Below are 16,543 nucleotides of genomic sequence, written 5' to 3'. Positions count from 1 at the left end.
GGACCTGGGCCCGATGGTGCCCTCTGGAGGGGCCGCTCAGGCGGGCGACGCGCCCTCGGCGGGCAGGTCGGCGACGAAGTCGCGCAGCCACGGGCCGAACGCGGGGCCCAGGTCCTCACGCTCGACCGCCAGCCGGACGACCGCCTTGAGGTAGTCGAGCTTGTCGCCGGTGTCGTACCGGCGGCCGGAGAAGACCACGCCGTGCACGGGCATGCCGTCCTCGACCAGCTTGAGCAGCGCGTCGGTCAGCTGGATCTCCCCGCCGCGGCCGGGCGGGGTGTCCCGGATCGCCGGGAAGACCTCCGGGGGCAGCACGTACCGGCCGATGATCGCCAGCGTGCTGGGCGCCTCGTCGGCCGGGGGCTTCTCGACCATGCCGGTGACCCGGAAGACCTCGTCGCCGGCGGCGTCCCCGGAGACCTTGGCCTCCTCGACGGCGACAGCGCCGTACTTGGAGATGTTGTCGGCCCCCACGTCGAGCAGCGCGATCACCGCGCCGCCGTGCTCGGCCTGCACGGCGAGCATCTGCTCGAGCAGGTGGTCGCGGGCGTCGATGATGTCGTCGCCGAGGAGCACCGCGAACGGCTCGTCGCCGACGAATGCCTCGGCCTGCAGGACGGCGTGGCCCAGGCCCTTCGCCTCGCCCTGGCGCACGAAGAAGACCTGCGCGACGTCGGTGGACTCGTGCACCGCGTCGAGCCGGCCCTGGTCGCCCTTGGCCTCCAGGGCGGTCTCCAGCTCCGGCGTCCGGTCGAAGTGGTCCTCGATGCTGCCCTTGTTGCGCCCGGTCACCATGAGCACCTCGCCGACGCCGGCCCGGGCGGCCTCCTCGACGATGTACTGCAGGGCCGGCCGGTCGACGACCGGCAGCAGCTCCTTGGGGACGGCCTTGGTGGCGGGGAGGAAGCGGGTTCCCATCCCGGCGACCGGGATGACGGACTTCGTGGCCGGGCGTGGGCTCGGGACGGACTCACTCGACATGCCGGGCAGCGTAACTAGCCTGCCGCCATGGCCGACTCCCCCGAGGTGGTGAGTGCGAAGGCCGCACTGCGCCCGCCCCTGCTGGCCGGACGCGCAGCCCGGTCACCGGCAGCCCGCGCCGCGGCGGCCGAGGCGCTGGCCACGACGCTCGCCGAGCGGCTCGGCGGGAGCTCCGTGGTCGCCGCGTACGTGCCCGCCCCCGAGGAGCCCGGCGCCGGCCGGCTGCCCCACGCACTGCCCGGCCGGCTGCTGCTCCCGGTGGTGCCGGCGCGCGGGCGGGAGCTCTCCTGGGCCGAGCACGACGGCCGGCTGGCTCCCGGCCGCTTCGGGCTGCTCGAGCCGACCGGCCCCCGCCTGCCGCCCGGTGCGCTGGCCGCAGCCGACGTGGTCGTCGTCCCGGCGCTGGCCGTGGCCGCCGACGGCACGCGGCTGGGTCGCGGCGGCGGCTTCTACGACCGCGCGCTGGCGCACGCCCGCCCCGGCGCGACGGTGGTCGCGGTGGTGTTCGACGAGGAGCTGGTGGCCGAGCTGCCGGCCGGGCCGCACGACCGCCGGGTGACCGCCGTCGTCACCCCGTCTGCCGGCTGGTGGCAGCTCGACTGACGCGCGCGGCGGACCGGTGAGAGGGTGACCGACGTCTCCGTCGTCTCGTTGGAAGGACCCCACCCTCGTGAGTGGCCCCCTGGACGGCGTCCTCGTCGTCGACCTGACCCGCGCCCTGGCCGGACCGCACGCCGGGATGATGCTCGGCGACCTCGGCGCCCGGGTGATCAAGGTGGAGAGCCCGGGCAGCGGTGACGACAGCCGCGGCTGGGGCCCGCCGTTCGTCCAGCCCGAGGGCGCCGGCCGGGAGTCGACGTACTTCTTCTCCGCCAACCGCAACAAGGAGTCGATCACCCTCGACCTCAAGGACGACGCGGACAAGGAGGTGCTGACCGAACTGGTGCGCCGCGCCGACGTGCTGCTGGAGAACTTCCGGCCCGGCACGCTGGCCCACCTCGGCTTCGGCACCGACGTGCTCGCCGAGCTCAACCCCCGGCTGGTGCAGCTGTCGATCAGCGGCTTCGGCCACGACGGCCCCGAGGGCCAGCGCGCCGGCTACGACCAGATCGCCCAGGGCGAGGCCGGGCTGATGTCGCTCACCGGCTCCGGCCCGGAGGACCCGCAGAAGGTCGGCGTCCCGATCGGTGACCTGCTGGCCGGCATGTACGGCGCCTACGGCGTGCTCGCGGCGCTGTACGAGCGGGAGCGCACCGGGGTCGGCCAGGTGGTGCGGACCTCGCTGCTGGCCGCCGTCGTCGGCGTCCACGCCTTCCAGGGGACGGCGTACACCGTCGCCGGCCAGGTCAACCGCGGGCAGGGCAACCACCACCCCTCGATCGCCCCCTACGGCCTGTTCCGCTGTGCGGGCGGGAGCGTGCAGCTCTCCTGCGGCAGCGAGGGCCTGTGGCGCCGGCTGTGCACCGAGTTCGGCTTCGACCCCGACGCCGAGGGCCTGGCCACCAACGGCGAGCGGGTGGGCAACCGCGCCCGGGTGATCGAGCTGCTGGAGACCGCCTTCGCCGAGATCCCGGCCGAGGAGCTGCTGGCCCGGCTGGCCGCGGCCGGCGTGCCGGCCGGCAAGGTGCGCACCCTGGACGAGGTCTACGCCTGGGAGCAGACCCTCTCCCAGGGGCTGGCGATCTCCGTCGACCACCCGACCGCCGGGCCGCTCACCCTGCCCGGCCCGCCGCTGCGCTTCTTCGCCCCCGGCACCGACGGCGAGACCGAGACGACCCGTCGCGACCACACCCCGCCGCCGGTGCTGGGCGCCGACGGCGAGGCGATCCGGAGGTGGCTGACCGGGCCGACCGAGGGCGTGCCGCAGCCCGACGGCGAGGGCGCCGACGTCGAGGACGGGCACGCCACGTGAGCTCCCGGCTGGACGCCCGGGCGCTGCGGGACATCGTGCTCGACCCGGGGTCCTGGCTGTCCTGGGACTCCAGCGTGCCCCCGCGCGAGGTCGAGGACGCCTACGCCGCAGAGCTGGCCCGCGCGGCCGAGAAGAGCGGCCAGGACGAGGCGGTCGTCACCGGCGAGGGCACGCTGCGCGGCCGGCGGGTCGCCGTCGTGGCCGGGGAGTTCGGCTTCCTCGCCGGGTCGATCGGCGTCGCCACCGCGGAGCGCCTGATGGCGGCGGTGGACCGGGCCACCGACGAGGGGCTGCCGCTGCTGGCCGCGCCGGTCTCCGGGGGGACCCGGATGCAGGAGGGCACGGTCGCGTTCCTGCAGATGATCGGCATCACCGCGGCGATCGCCCGGCACAAGGAGGCGGGGCTGCCCTACCTGGTCTACCTGCGCGGCCCGACGTTCGGCGGGGTGCTGGCCTCCTGGGGCTCGCTGGGGCACGTGACGATCGCCGAGCCGGGCGCGGCGATCGGCTTCCTCGGCCCCCGGGTGTACGAGGCGTTGTACGGGGAGCCCTTCCCGCCGGGGGTGCAGACCTCGGAGAACATGGCCTCGCGTGGGCTGATCGACGGCGTGGTCCCGGTCGACGAGCTGGCCGACGTCGCCGACCGGGCGCTGCGGGTGCTCGCCGCCCGGGAGACCTGGCACCGCGCCGCCTCGGTCGAGGGCCCGGTCGACGGCGACGGCACGGACGCCGACGACCCGGAGGACGGCCGCAGCGCCTGGGCCGTGGTCACCGCGTCCCGGCGGCTGGAGCGCCCGGGGGCACGTCAGCTGCTGCGGACGGCGGCGACCGACGTCGTCACCCTCAACGGCACCGGCGCCGGCGAGTCCGACCCCGGGCTGCTGCTCGCACTGGCCCGCTTCGGCGGTGCGCCCTGCGTCGTGCTGGGCCAGGACCGGCGCGGCCAGTCGCTGTCGGCACCGCTGGGCCCAGGTGCGCTGCGCGAGGCCCGGCGCGGGATGCGGCTGGCGGCGGAGCTGCGGCTGCCGCTGCTCACCCTGATCGACACCCCGGGCGCGGCGCTGTCGGTCGCCGCCGAGGAGGGCGGGCTGGCCGGGGAGATCGCGCGCTGCCTGCAGGACATGGTGACGCTGCCGGCGCCGACCCTCGCCGTGCTGCTCGGCCAGGGCACCGGCGGCGGCGCGCTGGCCCTCGTGCCGGCCGACCGGGTGCTGGCCGCGGCCAACGGCTGGCTGGGCCCGCTGCCCCCGGAGGGCGCGTCGGCGATCGTGCACCGCACCGTCGACCGGGCCGACGAGCTCGCCGCCTCGCAGGGCGTGCGGGCCACCGACCTGTGGCGGGCCGGGATCGTCGACCGGGTGGTGCCCGAGCGGCCCGACGCCGCGGACGAGCCGGTGGAGTTCTGCCAGCGACTGGGCCGGGTGCTGGCCGAGGAGCTTGCCGGGCTCCTCGGCCGGGACGACGTCGAACGGATGCGCGCTCGCACCCGCCGCTGGCGGCACCTGGGCCGCTGACGCCCGCTGTCCCCGCCCTCGTCCCCGTGATCAGTCGAAGGACCCCGCTGCCCCCCACGCCTCGCACGCTCGGCGCGGGCCCCTGCAGCAGGGCCGGAGGACGACGTCCTTGTCGTCGTACCCGCGGGCCAGGATGACCGGCGTGGACAGCCGACCGATCCGCCGCTTCCGACCCGATCCCGGCCGGCCCGCCCCGACCAGCGAGGACCGCGCGCAGTGGCCGCTGACCGTGCCGGCGGTCGCCCAGCTGCTCGACACCGGCCTGGAGCTGCCGCACGGCGCGCTGGTGCTGGTCGGTGAGAACGGGTCGGGCAAGTCGACGGTGATGGAGCTGCTCGCCGTCACGCTGGGGCTCAACCCGGAGGGCGGCACGGTGCACACGCGGTTCAGCACCCGGCCCAGCGAGCCGGAGTCGCTCGGGCTGGTCGTCGAGCGCAGCCCCGGCGCGTCCCGGTGGGGCTGCTTCCTCCGCGACGAGACGCTGCACACCCTGTACAGCCACCTGGAGGGGATCGGCAGCCCCGACCCGAGCTACCACGAGCTCTCCCACGGGGAGGCGTTCCTCGAGGTCCTCACCCGGCGGGCCGGCGGCGGGGGCGGCACCTACCTGCTGGACGAGCCCGATGCGGCGCTGTCCTTCGGCGGCAGCCTGGCGCTGGTCACGGTGCTGCTGGACCTGGTGGCGTCCGGTGCGCAGGTCGTCGTCGCCACCCACTCCCCCGTCGTCGCCGCCCTGCCGGGAGCCCAGCTGGTGGAGGTCGGTGACTGGGGGATGCGGCCCGCGCAGTGGGACGAGCTGGAGCTCACCGTCAACTGGCGGCAGTTCCTCAGCGACCCGGCTGCCTACCTCCGGCACCTGCGCTGAACGACCGGGGCGCCAGCCGGGGGTGGACCGGTCGCCGGACGACGTCGGAGGTCGTACCCCGGGGCCAGGATGGCCGGGTGGACCTGCGACCGATCCGCCGTCTCAAGCCCGATCCCGGTGCGCCATCGCTGAGCGACCAGCAGCGAGCGCAGTGGCCGATGACCGTGCCTGCCGTCGCGCAGCTGGTCACCGAGGGGCTGGAGCTGCCGGCCGGCGCCCTCGTGCTGGTCGGCGAGAACGGCTCGGGCAAGTCGACGGTGATGGAACTGATCGCTACCACCCTGGGGCTGAATCCCGAGGGCGGGTCGACCGGCGCCCGGCACCGCACCCGCGCCAGCGAGCCGGAGTCGCTCGGGCTCGTGGTCGAGCGCAGCCCTGGCGCGTCCCGCTGGGGGTACTTCCTCCGGGACGAGACGCTGCACGGCCTCTACAGCTACCTCGAGGCCAATCCGACGGACCGACCGGAACCCGTCTTCCACGAGCTGTCCCACGGCGAGGCGTTCCTCGAGGTGTTCACCAGCCGCGCGGCCGGGAAGGGCACCTACCTGCTCGACGAGCCGGACGCCGCCCTGTCGTTCGGCGGCAGCCTGGCCCTGGTCTCGCATCTCCTCGCGCTGGTGGACCGGGGGGCGCAGGTCGTCGTCGCGACCCACTCCCCCGTCGTCGCCGCACTGCCGGGCGCCCAGCTGGTGGAGGTCGGCGAATGGGGTCTGAGGCCCACGCAGTGGGAAGAGCTGGAGCTCACCGTCCACTGGCGGCAGTTCCTCACCGACCCGGCCGCCTTCCTCCGCCACCTGCGCTGAACGGCCGCGGTGGTCTGCCCGGCCGGCGCCTCAGGCCGCGGTGGCCTGCCCGGCCGGGGCGAGCCCCCAGGCGTCGGCCAACAGTTCCAGGCTCCGCACCCGCTCGGCCACGCCGTGGGTGGAGGCGGTGACCATCAGCTCGTCGGCGCCGGTGTCGGCGGCCAGCTGCCGCAGCTCGGTGACCGCCCGCTCCGGGCCGCCGACGATCGCGTTGCTCGGCATCCCCTCCGCGGCGGCCCGCTCCGGGTCGGTGGCCGCCTCCGCGAGGCTGGGCACCGGGCGCAGCCGGTTGGTGCGGATGGACAGCCGCATCAGCTGACCGGGCAGCGCCAGCCGGCGGGCCTCCTCGTCGGAGTCGGCGACCAGCGTGCTCGCGGTGACGACGGCGTACGGCCGGTGCAGTGCGTCCGAGGGCCGGAAGGACTCCCGGTAGAGCTCCAACGCGGCGACGGCGTGCGGGCTGCCGAAGTGGTGGGCGAAGGTGAACGGCAGCCCGAGCTGCCCGGCCAGCTGTGCGGAGTAGCTGCTGGAGCCCAGCAGGACCACCCGGGGCGCCGAGACGGCGGCCGGCGTGGCGGCGAACCGCTCGGCCAGCCCGCCCTCGACCCGCTGGTCACCGAAGAGCCCGAGCAGGTCGAGCAGGTCCTGCGGGAACTGCTCGGCCGACAGCAGCTTCGGGTCACGGCGCAGCGCCAGTGCGGTGTGCTGGTCGGTGCCCGGGGCCCGGCCGATGCCCAGGTCGATCCGCCCCGGGTGCAGCGCCTCGAGCAGGGCGAACTGCTCGGCCACCACCAGGGGCGCGTGGTTGGGCAGCATGACCCCGCCGGAGCCGACGGCGATCCGGTCGGTCACCGCGGCCAGGTGGGCGATGAGCACCGGCGGGTTGGTGCTGGCCACCGCCGGCATGTTGTGGTGCTCGGCCACCCACAGCCGCCGGTAGCCGAGCCGGTCGGCGGCCTGCGCGACGGCGACGGTGTGCGCCAGGGCGTCGGCGGTGGTCTGCCCGGACCCGACGGTGGCCAGCTCGAGCACGGACAGGGGCAGCGGGGTCTCGGACATCACTGCTGCCAACACCGCCCCGGTGGGCGGGCTTCCCGCTGCTCAGCCGGGCTCGTGCGCCCGCAGCGTGGCGTCGGGGTCCAGCCGGTCGAGGACGGCGCCGAGCGCCTCCTCCAGCGCCTGCGTCTGCGCGGGGGTCAGCGCGGCGAACACCCCTTCCTTGACGGCGGCCACGTGCCCGGGCGCGACCCGCTCCACGACGTCCCGGCCGGCGTCGGTGAGCACGGCCACGTTGCCGCGGCGGTCCTCGGCTGCCTTCTCGCGGCGCACCCACCCCCGCTCCTCCAGTCGGGCCACGGTGTGCGAGAGCCGGCTCTGCGACTGGTTCGCGGTGCGCGCCAGGTCGCTCATCCGCAGGTTCCCGCCCCGTGCCTCGGACAGCATCGCGAGCACCACGTAGGCCGCGTGGGTGAGGCCGGCGTCCCGCTGGAGCTGGGCGTCGAGCGTGCGCGGCAGCAGCTCGGCGACGGCCAGCCAGGCCCGCCAGGTGCGCTGTTGCTGCTCGTCGAGCCACGGGGAGGCCACGGTCGAACGGTATCCGGCAACTGCCGCGCATCCGACCGCCGGCCTGCCACACTCCGCGCGTGCAGGCCCCGTCGGCTCCTCGCCCCAAGCCCTCGCGCGTGCCTGCCCGAGCGCTCCGGCACGTCGCCTCGGCGGCTGTCCTCGGAGTGGCCACTGCGCTGATCGGCACGCCGACGGTCATCGCGTCGTCGTTCGGTGGGGAGACCGCCGTGCTGCTGGTGCTGGGGCTGCTGACCGTTGCCGCGGTGGCGCTTGCCACCGGGATCGACCGGGTGACCGGCCCGCCCGACCCGGAACCGTCCGGCTCGTTCGCGCGCGGGCTCACCCTCGGGCTCATGGGAACGGGAGCAGCCGCCCTGTTCGGCCTCGTCGTGGTCCAGTCGGACCTGCGCTCGGTGCTGCCCGACGCCCTGCTCCTTGCCGCCGCGGCACTGCCCTTCCCGTTCATGGCCGCGCTCCAGTGGCCCGGTGCCGTCCGGAGAGGGACGACGCTCGTGATCGTCACGTGCGTGGTCGCCTCCGTTGCCGTGTGGTTCCCCGGAGCACGGCAGGGCTGGTACGACAAACGGGTGCTCACGGAGGTCGGCACCCTGTCGCGGCCCTGGGTCACCACCGTGGACGGGTATCAGCGGCAGTTGCCGCAGCACACCGGCGGCGAACTGATCGTGACCCCTTACCTGCCCGTGGACGGGGTCCGGGGCGCCGAGCTCCAGCTGTTCCGCGACGCCGCGACCGCCGTCGAGGGCGACCCGTGCGCCGCCGGGACCACACCGGGTGCCCTCGCCATCGAGACGCTTCGCTCCTGCCGCCAGGTGGCCGCGCACCGCTGGTCCTTCACGACCGACGCCTCGCAGGTCCTGCTCGGTCAGGAGGAGGACACCTGGGTGTGGGTCGCTGCCGCCCCGGACGAGCCCTCGAGCCTGCTCGACACGGCGCTCGACGGAGCCCGGCCCATGACCGGGGACGAGTACGACGCCTGGCTGGACGAGGTGCTGCCGGAGCCGGAGACGTAGGCGTCCAGGGGCCATCGCGCAGGCCCGCTCCGACGCGAACGTCACACTCGCCCGGCAGACATGGACGTGGCCGGGCCGCGCGGCGCATCATTGGCAGTCGCCGGGGCGGAGTGCCAGCCCGGCTCGGATCGGACGAGGAGCTCCAGCACCGTGCCCACCTACCAGTACGTCTGCACCAACCCCGAGGTCAAGCACGAGTTCGAGGTCGTGCAGTCGTTCACCGACCCCGCGGTCGCCACCTGCACCGAGTGCGAGGCGCCGGTGCGCAAGGTCTACGGCTCGGTCGGCGTGGTCTTCAAGGGCTCGGGCTTCTACCGGACCGACAGCCGCAAGAGCGAGGGTGCGTCCACCGGCTCCGGCGGCGCCAAGGACTCCGGTGGGAGCAAGGAGTCCAGCAGCAGCAGCAAGGACTCCGGCGGGACCAAGGAGTCCAGCGGCAGCAAGGACTCCAGCAGCAAGGCCAGCAGCACGGCGTCGTCGTCGAGCAGCTCGTCGTCCAGTGGCAGCGGGGGCAAGGCCGCGAACTGACCGGCGCACGGACGGCGGCAGCGCGCTGCCGCCGGTCCACAGCCGGGCCCGCCGTCCACAGCTCCACGCCGCGACGGGACGGACACCCCCGCCGCTCCTAGCGTCGCCATGTGCCCCGCCTCCGCCGTCCGCGCTCGCCCGTGCTCCTGCTGCGGCAGGTGGCCGCGGCGGCGCTCGTGTGCCTGGCGCTGGTCCTGGCGCTGCGTCCCCCGCCGACGGGCCCGGCTGGGCCCGCCGTGGCGACCACGCCGGTCGTCGTCGCCACGGCCGACCTCCCGGCCGGCACGGTGCTGACCGCCGGCGACCTGGCGGCAGCCGGGCTGCCCACCGGTCTGGTCCCCGCGGGCACCGAGGGCGACCCTGCCGCGCTGACCGGTCAGCAGCTGGCTGCGCCGGTGCGTGCCGGGGAGCCGGTGAGCGACGTCCGGCTGGTCGGGCCGGGGCTGTGGTCCGCGGTCCCCGACGGCCAGGTCGCGGCACCGGTGCGGTTGGCCGACCTCGCGGTGGCGACGCTGCTGCGCGCCGGTGACCGGGTCGACGTGCTGGCCGCCGGGGCGCCCGGCGCGACCGCGGCCCCGGTCGTCGAGGTGGTCGCCAGCGGCGCCCGCGTGCTCACCGCACCGACGCCTGCGGTGACCGACGGTCCGACGGCGGGCGCCACGGCCGACGGCGGACTGCTGGTGCTGGCGGTCTCCCCGGGCACCGCGGCGCGGCTGGCCGCTGCCGCGGCGACCGCGACGCTCACCGTTACGCTCGGCCGGCCGTGATCATGGGGCTCCGCAGCGAGGTCCCCGCGACCGAGAGGTGCCGTGCGTGCTCAAGGGCTTCAAGGACTTCCTGCTCCGCGGGAACGTCATCGACCTGGCGGTGGCGGTGGTCATCGGCACCGCGTTCACGGCCGTGGTCACCTCGTTCACCGAGTCGTTCCTGCGCCCGTTGATCGGGCTGGTCGCGGGCGGCGGCGTGCAGGGCGGCACGTTCGAGATCGACGGGCAGGACTTCCCCTGGGGCGACTTCGTCAACCAGCTGATCACCTTCGTGCTGACCGCGGCGGTCATCTACTTCGTGGTCGTGCTCCCGATGAAGGCGCTGTTCGAGCGCCGCGAGCGCGGTGAGCAGACCGGGCCGGTGCTGCCCACCCAGACCGAGCTGCTGGTCCAGATCCGCGATCTGCTCCAGGCCCAGCACGGGCAGCCGCCGGCGTCCGAGTCGGAGGCCCGGCACCGCGCCTAGTCGCTGCCCCAGTGCGGCGGGCGGTCCTCCAGGTAGCGGAGGTCGTCGTCGTCGGAGTCGGTCAGCCGTTCCCCCCAGCCGACGTCGCTGTCGTCGGGTGCCCGCTCGGGGCGCGGCGGTGCGGGTTCCTGATCGCGCTCTGACACGCCCCCGAGGGTAGGCACGGTCAGCCGATCGGCTGGCCCAGCCCCTCGAGCACCTCCGCGCCCGGCAGCCCGGCCAGCACGGCGCCGGAGACGGCGAGCTTGCTGCCCCGCGTGCCCGAACCGATCACCACGAGTTCGCTGGCGACCACCGCGGCGTCGACCAGCACCGGCCAGGACGCCGGCAGCCCGACCGGGGTGATCCCGCCGTAGGCCATCCCGCTCTCCGCGACCGCGACGTCCTGCGGCGCGAACGAGGCCTTGCGCGCCCCCAGGTGCCGCCGGACCAGCCCGTTCACGTCGGCGCGGGTGGTGGCCAGCACGAGGCAGGCGGCCAGCGTGGTCTCCCCCGACCGGCGCGCGGCGACCACCACGCAGTTGGCCGAGGCGGCGGCCGGGACCTCGTAGACGTCGGTGAACGCCGCGGTGTCGGCGGCCTCGTCGTCGATGGACGCCACCCAGGCCGGCCCGGTCAGCGACGGCAGCGCCGCGGCGACGGGCTGGCCGAGCAGCTCCAGGTGGTCGGCGGCCGGGAGCCAGGTCAACGTGCCGAGCTGCGGGGCGGAGTCGGGTGCGGCCATGCCCTGATCGTGCGACACGCTCCGCGCTGACCAGCGCGCGGGGTCGCCGGCCGGACACCTGCTGGTGGGCCCGGGCAGGGCCGGGAGAGGATGGCCGCCATGATCGGTCAGCTGCACTCCGTGGTCATCGACGCCCCCGACGCGCACGCCCTGGCGACCTTCTACGCCGGCCTGCTCGGCATGGAGGTGCAGGGCGAGCCCGGCGACGACTGGGTGGTGGTCACCGGCGCCGGGTACCGGATCGCCTTCCAGCAGGCCCCGGACCTCCAGCCGCCGGACTGGCCGGACCCGGCCCGGCCGCAGCAGTTCCACCTGGACATCCGGGTCGCCGACGTCGACGTCGCCGAGCCGCAGGTCCTGGAGCTGGGTGCCCGCCGGCTGCCCGGCGGCGGTGGGGACTTCCGGGTCTACGCCGACCCGGTCGGGCACCCGTTCTGCCTGGTCTGGGACGCCGCGTGACGCCGGACCTGACGGCCACCAGCGCGTTCGTCGCGGCCACCGGGTTCGAGCTGGCCGAGGTCACCGGCACCCGGGTCACCGGGCACGTCGAGGTCGGGCCGGAGCACCACACGCCCTGGGGAGTCGTGCACGGCGGCGTCTACTGCACGATCGTGGAGGGCGCCGCCAGCGTGGGCGCGAGCGCGGCGGTCGCCGAGCGCGGCCAGTTCGCGGTGGGCGTGAACAACAGCACCGACTTCCTGCGCCCGATGACCGCCGGCCGGCTCGACGTCGTCGCCGAGCCGGTGCAGCAGGGGAAGACGCTGCAGCTGTGGCTGGTCACCCTCACCCGCGAGGACGGCAAGATCGCCGCCCGAGGGCAGGTGCGACTGCAGAACGTGCCGCTGCCCGGGTCGTGACGGCGTCGGTCGAGCAGGCCGTCGCCGCGGCTGTCGCCGTCGCCCGGCAGCACGGCCTGCCCGTCGAGGACCCGGCGCTGCTGTCCTGGGGCGTCAACGCGGTGGTGCACCTGCGCCCGGCGCCGGTGGTGGCCCGGGTGGCCGTCTACACGCCGCTGCTCCGTCCGGAGATCCGCCGGCCGTTCACCCGGGAGGTGGCGCTGGCCGCAGCGCTGACCGTGGCCGGGGCGGCGGTCGTGCCGCCGTCGGACCTGCTGCCGCCGGGACCGCACGAGCACGACGGGCTCACGGTGTCGTTCTGGCGACATGTCGACGTGTCGCCGGATCGACCGACCGCGGAGCAGGCCGGCCGGTCACTGGCCGAGCTGCACGAGGTGCTCGGCACGCTGCCCCCGCTGTGGACCGGCTCGCCGCTGGACCGGTCGCTGGAGGACCTGGCGGTCTTCGTCGGCTCCGGCACCGAACTGGGAGCCGACCGGACCGTGCTCCGCGAGGTCGGCGAGCTGGTGACCGCCCTTCGGCCTCGGTTGGTCGGCGCGGAGATGACGCTGCACGGCGACACGCACCCGGGGAACTTGCTGGTCACCGGTGAGGGGCTGCGCTGGACCGACCTGGAGGACACCTCGCGCGGCCCGCGCGCCTGGGACCTGGCCAGCCTGCGCTGCTCGGCCCGCCTCGACGGCCGGGCGGCGCTGGACGCGATGCCCGATCCGGTGAGCGACGCAGAGCTCGCGCCGTTCGTCTGGCTCCGGCGCCTCTACGCCGGCGCCTGGTGGTTCGTGCACGCCGCCCGGGAACCGACCCACCTGCCCGAGGCGCGCGAGCGGCTGCGGGACGCGGTCGAGGAGGTCAGCGCCGGCCTGGGGTGAGCGACCTCCTGCCGCCCCGGCGGTCGGGAGGTCAGCGGAGACCGGCCGGGACGGCGTCGGGGTCGAGGACGACCCGGAACAGCGCCCGCGGGTCCTGCAGGGTGGCCGGCGGCCGCGCCGCCGACCGCGGCACCACGGCCGCGAACCGCGCCGGACGGCGGTGCGGCAGCAGCTCCCGGCCGGCGAAGGCGTAGTCCCCCACGACCTCACCGAGCAGCAGGCCGGCGCCGTGCTCGACCGGCAGCCCGACCAGGTCCCCGGGCGCCACCTCGTCCAGGAACGCCGACAGCTGACGCAGGTCCTTGGCCGGGCGACGGCCGGAGAGCTCCTTCGACAGCGCCCGCAGCTCGGCCGCCGACTGACCGGTCGCGTCGACGTCGATGCCCGACTGTGTGCCGAGGCCGACCACGCCGGTGGCCAGCGCCACGCCGAGCTCGGGGTGCGCCCGGGGCCGCATCACCCAGACCGGGACCCCCTCGGGCGCAGCTGTGGGCGGCACGTCGTCGGCGCCGGGCCACAGGTAGGGCAGGTCGTCGGGGTCGCCGGGGAACCGGGACCGGTAGAACCCCGGGTCCTTGGCCAGCAGGTTGGACCGGTGCGACAGGTGCAGCTCCTCGTCGCCGACCCAGCTGGGCAGCAGGCCCGCGGCGTCCGCCTCCGCCTGGGACATCCGCGCGGCGTCCGGGGCGAACTCGGCGATCAGCGTCTCGGTGCTGTCGGCGAAGCCGCGCTCGCGCCAGACCCGCACCATCGCCAGCGAGTAGACGACCAGGCCGGCGGTGTGCCCGCGCCACATGGTGACCACCGGGTGGTTGGCCCAGCCGTAGTCGGGGAGCTCGAGGGCGCGCAGCACCTGCAGGCACTCGACCCGCTGCTTGCCCAGCCGGGGGTTGTCCAGGAGCCGGGCGGACTCGGTGAAGTCGGCGACCGGCAGGAACGTCTGCATCGCCGCCCTTCCTGCCCGGGCCGGCCGATGGCCAACCTCCCGGCCGATCGAGGGGCCAAAGTCGCGACTTCGGCCCCTCAGGTGTCGAGCGCGCGGAGTGCAGTCTCCCAGCGGGTCCGGCGCTCGGCGTCGTCCTGCTCCCACCAGGCAGTGCCGCGCTCCCCCAGCCCGGTCTTGGCCAGCTGCACCCAGCGGCCGTCCTCGGTGTGCTCGACCTCGCGGGTCATGCCAGCCGGCGGGCCAGCTCGGGCAGCACCGCACCCAGCGGCGCGTCGACCTTGAGCGTGGCCTTCGCGTCCCCGCGGGTGGACCCGGAGTTGACGATGGCGACCGGGATGCCACGCTTGGCGGCGGCGATGACGAACCGGTAGCCGCTCATCACGGTCAACGACGAGCCGAGGACCAGCAGTGACCGGGCGTCGTCGACCAGGGCGAAGCAGGCGTCGACGCGGTCGCGGGGCACGGTCTCGCCGAAGAAGACCACGTCGGGCTTGAGCGGCCCTCCGCCGCAGGCCAGGCAGTCGACCATCACGAACCCGTCGAGCGCCTCCTCGGGCAGCTCGACGTCGCCGTCGGGGTTGACCTCGTCGGTCGGCTCGGGCCGGAACCCGGGGTTGACCGCCCGCAGCCGGACGTCGAGGTCGGCACGGGAGGCCATGTCACCGCAGGCCAGGCAGACGGTGCGGTCCAGCCCGCCGTGCAGCTCGAGGACGTCGCGGGCTCCCCCGGCCTGGTGCAGCCCGTCGACGTTCTGGGTGATGACCTCGCCGACCGCACCGGCCTGCTGCAGCGCCGCGACCGCGCGGTGCCCGACGTTGGGGCGGGCCCGCTCGATCTGCCGCCAGCCGACGTAGCTGCGCGCCCAGTAGCGGTGCCGGCCGTGGGGGTCACGGGTGAAGGTCTGGTAGGTCATCGGCGTGTGCCGGCGCAGCGAGCCGGTGGCACCGCGGTAGTCGGGGATGCCGGAGTCGGTGGACAGCCCGGCACCGGAGAGGACGACGGCGCCACCGTCGGCGAGCAGGTCGGCGAGCTCGGAGAGGCCCTCGACGGTGGGGGTCGCTGCGGTCACTCCCCCATCGTCCCTGCCCGACGGGGGATGCGCCGCGATCGGCGTGTGTAGCCGACCGCCTGCCCGGTCACCCTTGTCCCAGAGTTCCCGTCCGCCAGGCCTCCGTGGGCCCGACCGAGGAGGCCCGCCGTCTTCGCACCCCTGCTCGACCGCACCACCGACCACCGGCCGGGTGCCCGATGACCGGGTGGTGGTGGGACGTCATCGGCCTGGCCATCGTGGCGTTCGCCGTGGTCGACGAGGTGCGGACCACGCTGGCGGTGGCCAGCGGCCCCGGGCCACTGACCCAGGTGCTCACCCGCGTCGCGTGGCGGCTGACCCGGCGGCCCGCGGTGGCGGACTCGGCCCCGGTGCGGTTCGTGGGCGGCCCCGGCGTGGTCCTGATCGGGGCGACCCTCGGGTCCTGGTTCACCCTGCTCTGGGTGGGCTGGTCCCTGGTCTTCCTCGGCGACGACGAGGCGGTGGTCGGCTCCTCGAGCGGCGCGCCGGCCTCGGTGTGGGAGCGGTTCTACTTCGCCGGCTACAACGTCGCCACCCTCGGCAACGGCGGCTACCAACCGGCCGGGGCGGGCTTCCAGCTGGCCACCATGGCCTCCGCGCTCAGCGGCATGCTGCTGATCACGCTGGGGGTCTCGTACCTGACCTCGGTGATCTCCGCGGTCGTCGGCAAGCGCAGCTTCGCCTCCCAGGTCACCGGGTTCGGCAGCACCGGCCCCGAGGTGGCGTCCGGCCTGACCTCGTCCGGGACGTCGTTCCCGGCCGTGGTGTCCCTGTCGTCGCTGTCCTCGACGCTCACGACGGTGGGGCAGCAGCACCGGGCCTATCCCCTGCTGCACGCCTACCGCCCGCGGTCGCCGGAGCTGGGCACCGCACCGGCGGTCGCGGTGCTGCTCGACGCGGTGCTGGTGCTGTCCGCTGCGACCGACCCGGCCGACCGACCGCCGCCCGGCGTCCGCCGGTCGGTGCTGTCCGCCGTGCAGCAGTACGTCACCCACGCCCCCACGGCCGGTGGTGAGCAGGCAACCCCGGCGCCGGCACTGGACGCCGCGGAGGCCGGTCGACTGGGCCTGGCGGTGGACCCGGCCCGGCTCGCCGAGCAGACCGCGGACTGCGCCGAGCTGCGCGACGAGCTGTCCCGGCGGATCACGGCGGCCAGTTACGACTGGCCCGGCACCTCGACCTGACCGCTGCTGCGTGTCAGCGGGTGGCGAGCTCCTGGTCCAGTCGCGTCAGCATCGCGCCCTGGATGCGGGCGAGGCCCTTGGGCGCGAAGGTGCGCTCGAAGAAGCCGCCGATGCCGCTCGCGCCGGTCCAGGTGGTGCGGGCGCGCACGGTGCTCGACCCGGCGTCGGCCGGGTGCACGGTCCAGGTGGTGACCATGCTGGAATTCGCGTCGCGCTCCACCAGGGCACCGTCGGCGCCTGCGGTGACGACGACGTCCTGCTCACGCACCCGCTTGGAGGTGGCCTGCAGGCGCCAGTGCACCTTCGTGCCCGCGCCCTGGCCACCGGCGTCGACCCGGTACTCGCTGTACTGCTCGGGCAGCACCTTCGGGCGGGTGACCTCGTAGTCGGCGAGCGCCGCACGGACGACGTCCGCCGGTGCGTGGACGAGCTGTTCTGCGGTGGCGACGACCTGACCCATG

22 protein-coding genes are annotated in these 16,543 nt (G+C 75.2%); 13 read left to right on the top strand and 9 right to left on the bottom strand.

Annotation, left to right across the window (positions count from 1 at the left end; all coding sequences use genetic code 11):
- Nucleotides 1-36: 36 nt before the first annotated feature.
- A complete protein-coding gene (locus O2V63_RS01850) occupies nt 37-981 on the bottom strand; it encodes a UTP--glucose-1-phosphate uridylyltransferase (RefSeq protein ID WP_269165871.1) in 945 nt (314 codons plus the stop codon).
- A 27-nt stretch (nt 982-1,008) separates the two neighbouring features.
- On the opposite strand from O2V63_RS01850, the gene O2V63_RS01845 reads away from it, so the two are divergent.
- From O2V63_RS01845 to O2V63_RS01825, 5 genes are all read left to right on the top strand, one after another.
- Nucleotides 1,009-1,584 carry a 5-formyltetrahydrofolate cyclo-ligase gene (locus O2V63_RS01845; protein ID WP_269165870.1) on the top strand — a complete coding sequence of 192 codons (576 nt, stop codon included), beginning with the start codon at nt 1,009-1,011 and terminating at the stop codon, nt 1,582-1,584.
- 67 nt (nt 1,585-1,651) lie between these two features.
- Nucleotides 1,652-2,893 carry a CaiB/BaiF CoA transferase family protein gene (locus O2V63_RS01840; protein ID WP_269165869.1) on the top strand — a complete coding sequence of 414 codons (1,242 nt, stop codon included), beginning with the start codon at nt 1,652-1,654 and terminating at the stop codon, nt 2,891-2,893.
- Entirely contained in the window at nt 2,890-4,407 is a 1,518-nt protein-coding gene (locus O2V63_RS01835; RefSeq protein WP_269165868.1) for a carboxyl transferase domain-containing protein, read from the top strand. The genes O2V63_RS01840 and O2V63_RS01835 overlap by 4 nt, the downstream gene beginning before the upstream one ends.
- A gap of 142 nt (nt 4,408-4,549) precedes the next feature.
- Nucleotides 4,550-5,272, top strand: a complete 723-nt coding sequence (locus tag O2V63_RS01830; RefSeq protein WP_269165867.1) for an AAA family ATPase — start codon at nt 4,550-4,552, stop codon at nt 5,270-5,272.
- Between the two features lie 77 nt (nt 5,273-5,349).
- Complete coding sequence (locus tag O2V63_RS01825; RefSeq protein WP_269165866.1) at nt 5,350-6,075, top strand: AAA family ATPase; 726 nt, start codon at nt 5,350-5,352, stop codon at nt 6,073-6,075.
- Between the two features lie 30 nt (nt 6,076-6,105).
- On the opposite strand, the gene O2V63_RS01820 is transcribed toward O2V63_RS01825, so the two are convergent.
- Nucleotides 6,106-7,134, bottom strand: a complete 1,029-nt coding sequence (locus O2V63_RS01820) for an LLM class flavin-dependent oxidoreductase (protein ID WP_269165865.1) — start codon at nt 7,132-7,134, stop codon at nt 6,106-6,108.
- Between the two features lie 42 nt (nt 7,135-7,176).
- A complete protein-coding gene (locus O2V63_RS01815) occupies nt 7,177-7,659 on the bottom strand; it encodes a MarR family winged helix-turn-helix transcriptional regulator (RefSeq protein ID WP_269165864.1) in 483 nt (160 codons plus the stop codon).
- A 98-nt stretch (nt 7,660-7,757) separates the two neighbouring features.
- Here O2V63_RS01815 and O2V63_RS01810 point away from each other — a divergent pair, with 98 nt between their 5' ends.
- From O2V63_RS01810 to mscL, 4 genes are all read left to right on the top strand, one after another.
- Complete coding sequence (locus tag O2V63_RS01810) at nt 7,758-8,672, top strand: hypothetical protein (protein WP_269165863.1); 915 nt, start codon at nt 7,758-7,760, stop codon at nt 8,670-8,672.
- Nucleotides 8,673-8,822: 150 nt separating this feature from the next.
- Complete coding sequence (locus O2V63_RS01805; RefSeq protein ID WP_269165862.1) at nt 8,823-9,200, top strand: FmdB family zinc ribbon protein; 378 nt, start codon at nt 8,823-8,825, stop codon at nt 9,198-9,200.
- 110 nt (nt 9,201-9,310) lie between these two features.
- Nucleotides 9,311-9,967 carry a Flp pilus assembly protein CpaB gene (gene cpaB, locus O2V63_RS01800; protein WP_269165861.1) on the top strand — a complete coding sequence of 219 codons (657 nt, stop codon included), beginning with the start codon at nt 9,311-9,313 and terminating at the stop codon, nt 9,965-9,967.
- Between the two features lie 46 nt (nt 9,968-10,013).
- Entirely contained in the window at nt 10,014-10,433 is a 420-nt protein-coding gene (gene mscL, locus O2V63_RS01795) for a large conductance mechanosensitive channel protein MscL (RefSeq protein ID WP_269165859.1), read from the top strand.
- Here mscL and O2V63_RS01790 read toward each other — a convergent pair.
- Nucleotides 10,430-10,579, bottom strand: a complete 150-nt coding sequence (locus O2V63_RS01790) for a hypothetical protein (RefSeq protein WP_269165858.1) — start codon at nt 10,577-10,579, stop codon at nt 10,430-10,432. The two genes, mscL and O2V63_RS01790, sit on opposite strands and share 4 nt — an antisense overlap.
- A 20-nt stretch (nt 10,580-10,599) precedes the next feature.
- Nucleotides 10,600-11,157 carry a YbaK/EbsC family protein gene (locus tag O2V63_RS01785; RefSeq protein WP_269165857.1) on the bottom strand — a complete coding sequence of 186 codons (558 nt, stop codon included), beginning with the start codon at nt 11,155-11,157 and terminating at the stop codon, nt 10,600-10,602.
- 99 nt (nt 11,158-11,256) lie between these two features.
- Here O2V63_RS01785 and O2V63_RS01780 point away from each other — a divergent pair, with 99 nt between their 5' ends.
- From O2V63_RS01780 to O2V63_RS01770, 3 genes are read left to right on the top strand one after another with little or no spacing between them, the layout of a single operon-like run.
- Complete coding sequence (locus O2V63_RS01780; RefSeq protein WP_206330696.1) at nt 11,257-11,616, top strand: VOC family protein; 360 nt, start codon at nt 11,257-11,259, stop codon at nt 11,614-11,616.
- Complete coding sequence (locus O2V63_RS01775) at nt 11,613-12,014, top strand: PaaI family thioesterase (protein ID WP_269165853.1); 402 nt, start codon at nt 11,613-11,615, stop codon at nt 12,012-12,014. Before O2V63_RS01780 ends, O2V63_RS01775 begins: the two co-directional genes overlap by 4 nt.
- Nucleotides 12,011-12,883 (top strand): phosphotransferase, encoded by an 873-nt coding sequence (locus O2V63_RS01770; protein WP_269165851.1) that lies wholly within the window; start codon nt 12,011-12,013, stop codon nt 12,881-12,883. The genes O2V63_RS01775 and O2V63_RS01770 overlap by 4 nt, the downstream gene beginning before the upstream one ends.
- Before the next feature lie 31 nt (nt 12,884-12,914).
- Here O2V63_RS01770 and O2V63_RS01765 read toward each other — a convergent pair whose 3' ends face one another.
- The 3 genes from O2V63_RS01765 to O2V63_RS01755 all read right to left on the bottom strand — a co-directional run bounded on the left by O2V63_RS01765 (nt 12,915) and on the right by O2V63_RS01755 (nt 14,898).
- Entirely contained in the window at nt 12,915-13,829 is a 915-nt protein-coding gene (locus O2V63_RS01765; protein WP_269165850.1) for an MSMEG_6728 family protein, read from the bottom strand.
- Nucleotides 13,830-13,906: 77 nt separating this feature from the next.
- On the bottom strand, nt 13,907-14,056 hold the full coding sequence (locus O2V63_RS01760) for a hypothetical protein (RefSeq protein ID WP_269165849.1): 150 nt from the start codon (nt 14,054-14,056) through the stop codon (nt 13,907-13,909).
- Entirely contained in the window at nt 14,053-14,898 is an 846-nt protein-coding gene (locus tag O2V63_RS01755; RefSeq protein ID WP_269165848.1) for an NAD-dependent protein deacetylase, read from the bottom strand. Before O2V63_RS01755 ends, O2V63_RS01760 begins: the two co-directional genes overlap by 4 nt.
- A 179-nt stretch (nt 14,899-15,077) precedes the next feature.
- On the opposite strand from O2V63_RS01755, the gene O2V63_RS01750 reads away from it, so the two are divergent.
- Nucleotides 15,078-16,082, top strand: a complete 1,005-nt coding sequence (locus O2V63_RS01750; RefSeq protein WP_269165847.1) for an ion channel — start codon at nt 15,078-15,080, stop codon at nt 16,080-16,082.
- A 13-nt stretch (nt 16,083-16,095) separates the two neighbouring features.
- Here the strand turns inward: O2V63_RS01750 and O2V63_RS01745 are convergent, their stop codons facing one another.
- On the bottom strand, nt 16,096-16,542 hold the full coding sequence (locus O2V63_RS01745; protein ID WP_269165846.1) for an SRPBCC family protein: 447 nt from the start codon (nt 16,540-16,542) through the stop codon (nt 16,096-16,098).
- Nucleotide 16,543 lies beyond the last annotated feature (1 nt).

The organism is Modestobacter sp. VKM Ac-2977, from assembly GCF_026968045.1.
Classification (GTDB): Bacteria; Actinomycetota; Actinomycetes; order Mycobacteriales; family Geodermatophilaceae; genus Modestobacter.
Note: the sequence above shows the minus strand (reverse complement) of the source record. Positions and strands in the feature narration are given on the sequence as shown.

Coding starts and splice junctions, on each gene's coding strand:
- O2V63_RS01750 (WP_269165847.1), top strand. CDS start 15,078: ATGACCGGGTGGTGGTGGGACGTCATCGGCCTGGCCATCGTGGCGTTC.
- O2V63_RS01845 (WP_269165870.1), top strand. CDS start 1,009: ATGGCCGACTCCCCCGAGGTGGTGAGTGCGAAGGCCGCACTGCGCCCG.
- O2V63_RS01785 (WP_269165857.1), bottom strand. CDS start 11,157: ATGGCCGCACCCGACTCCGCCCCGCAGCTCGGCACGTTGACCTGGCTC.
- O2V63_RS01745 (WP_269165846.1), bottom strand. CDS start 16,542: ATGGGTCAGGTCGTCGCCACCGCAGAACAGCTCGTCCACGCACCGGCG.
- O2V63_RS01760 (WP_269165849.1), bottom strand. CDS start 14,056: ATGACCCGCGAGGTCGAGCACACCGAGGACGGCCGCTGGGTGCAGCTG.
- O2V63_RS01820 (WP_269165865.1), bottom strand. CDS start 7,134: ATGTCCGAGACCCCGCTGCCCCTGTCCGTGCTCGAGCTGGCCACCGTC.
- O2V63_RS01780 (WP_206330696.1), top strand. CDS start 11,257: ATGATCGGTCAGCTGCACTCCGTGGTCATCGACGCCCCCGACGCGCAC.
- O2V63_RS01765 (WP_269165850.1), bottom strand. CDS start 13,829: ATGCAGACGTTCCTGCCGGTCGCCGACTTCACCGAGTCCGCCCGGCTC.
- O2V63_RS01850 (WP_269165871.1), bottom strand. CDS start 981: ATGTCGAGTGAGTCCGTCCCGAGCCCACGCCCGGCCACGAAGTCCGTC.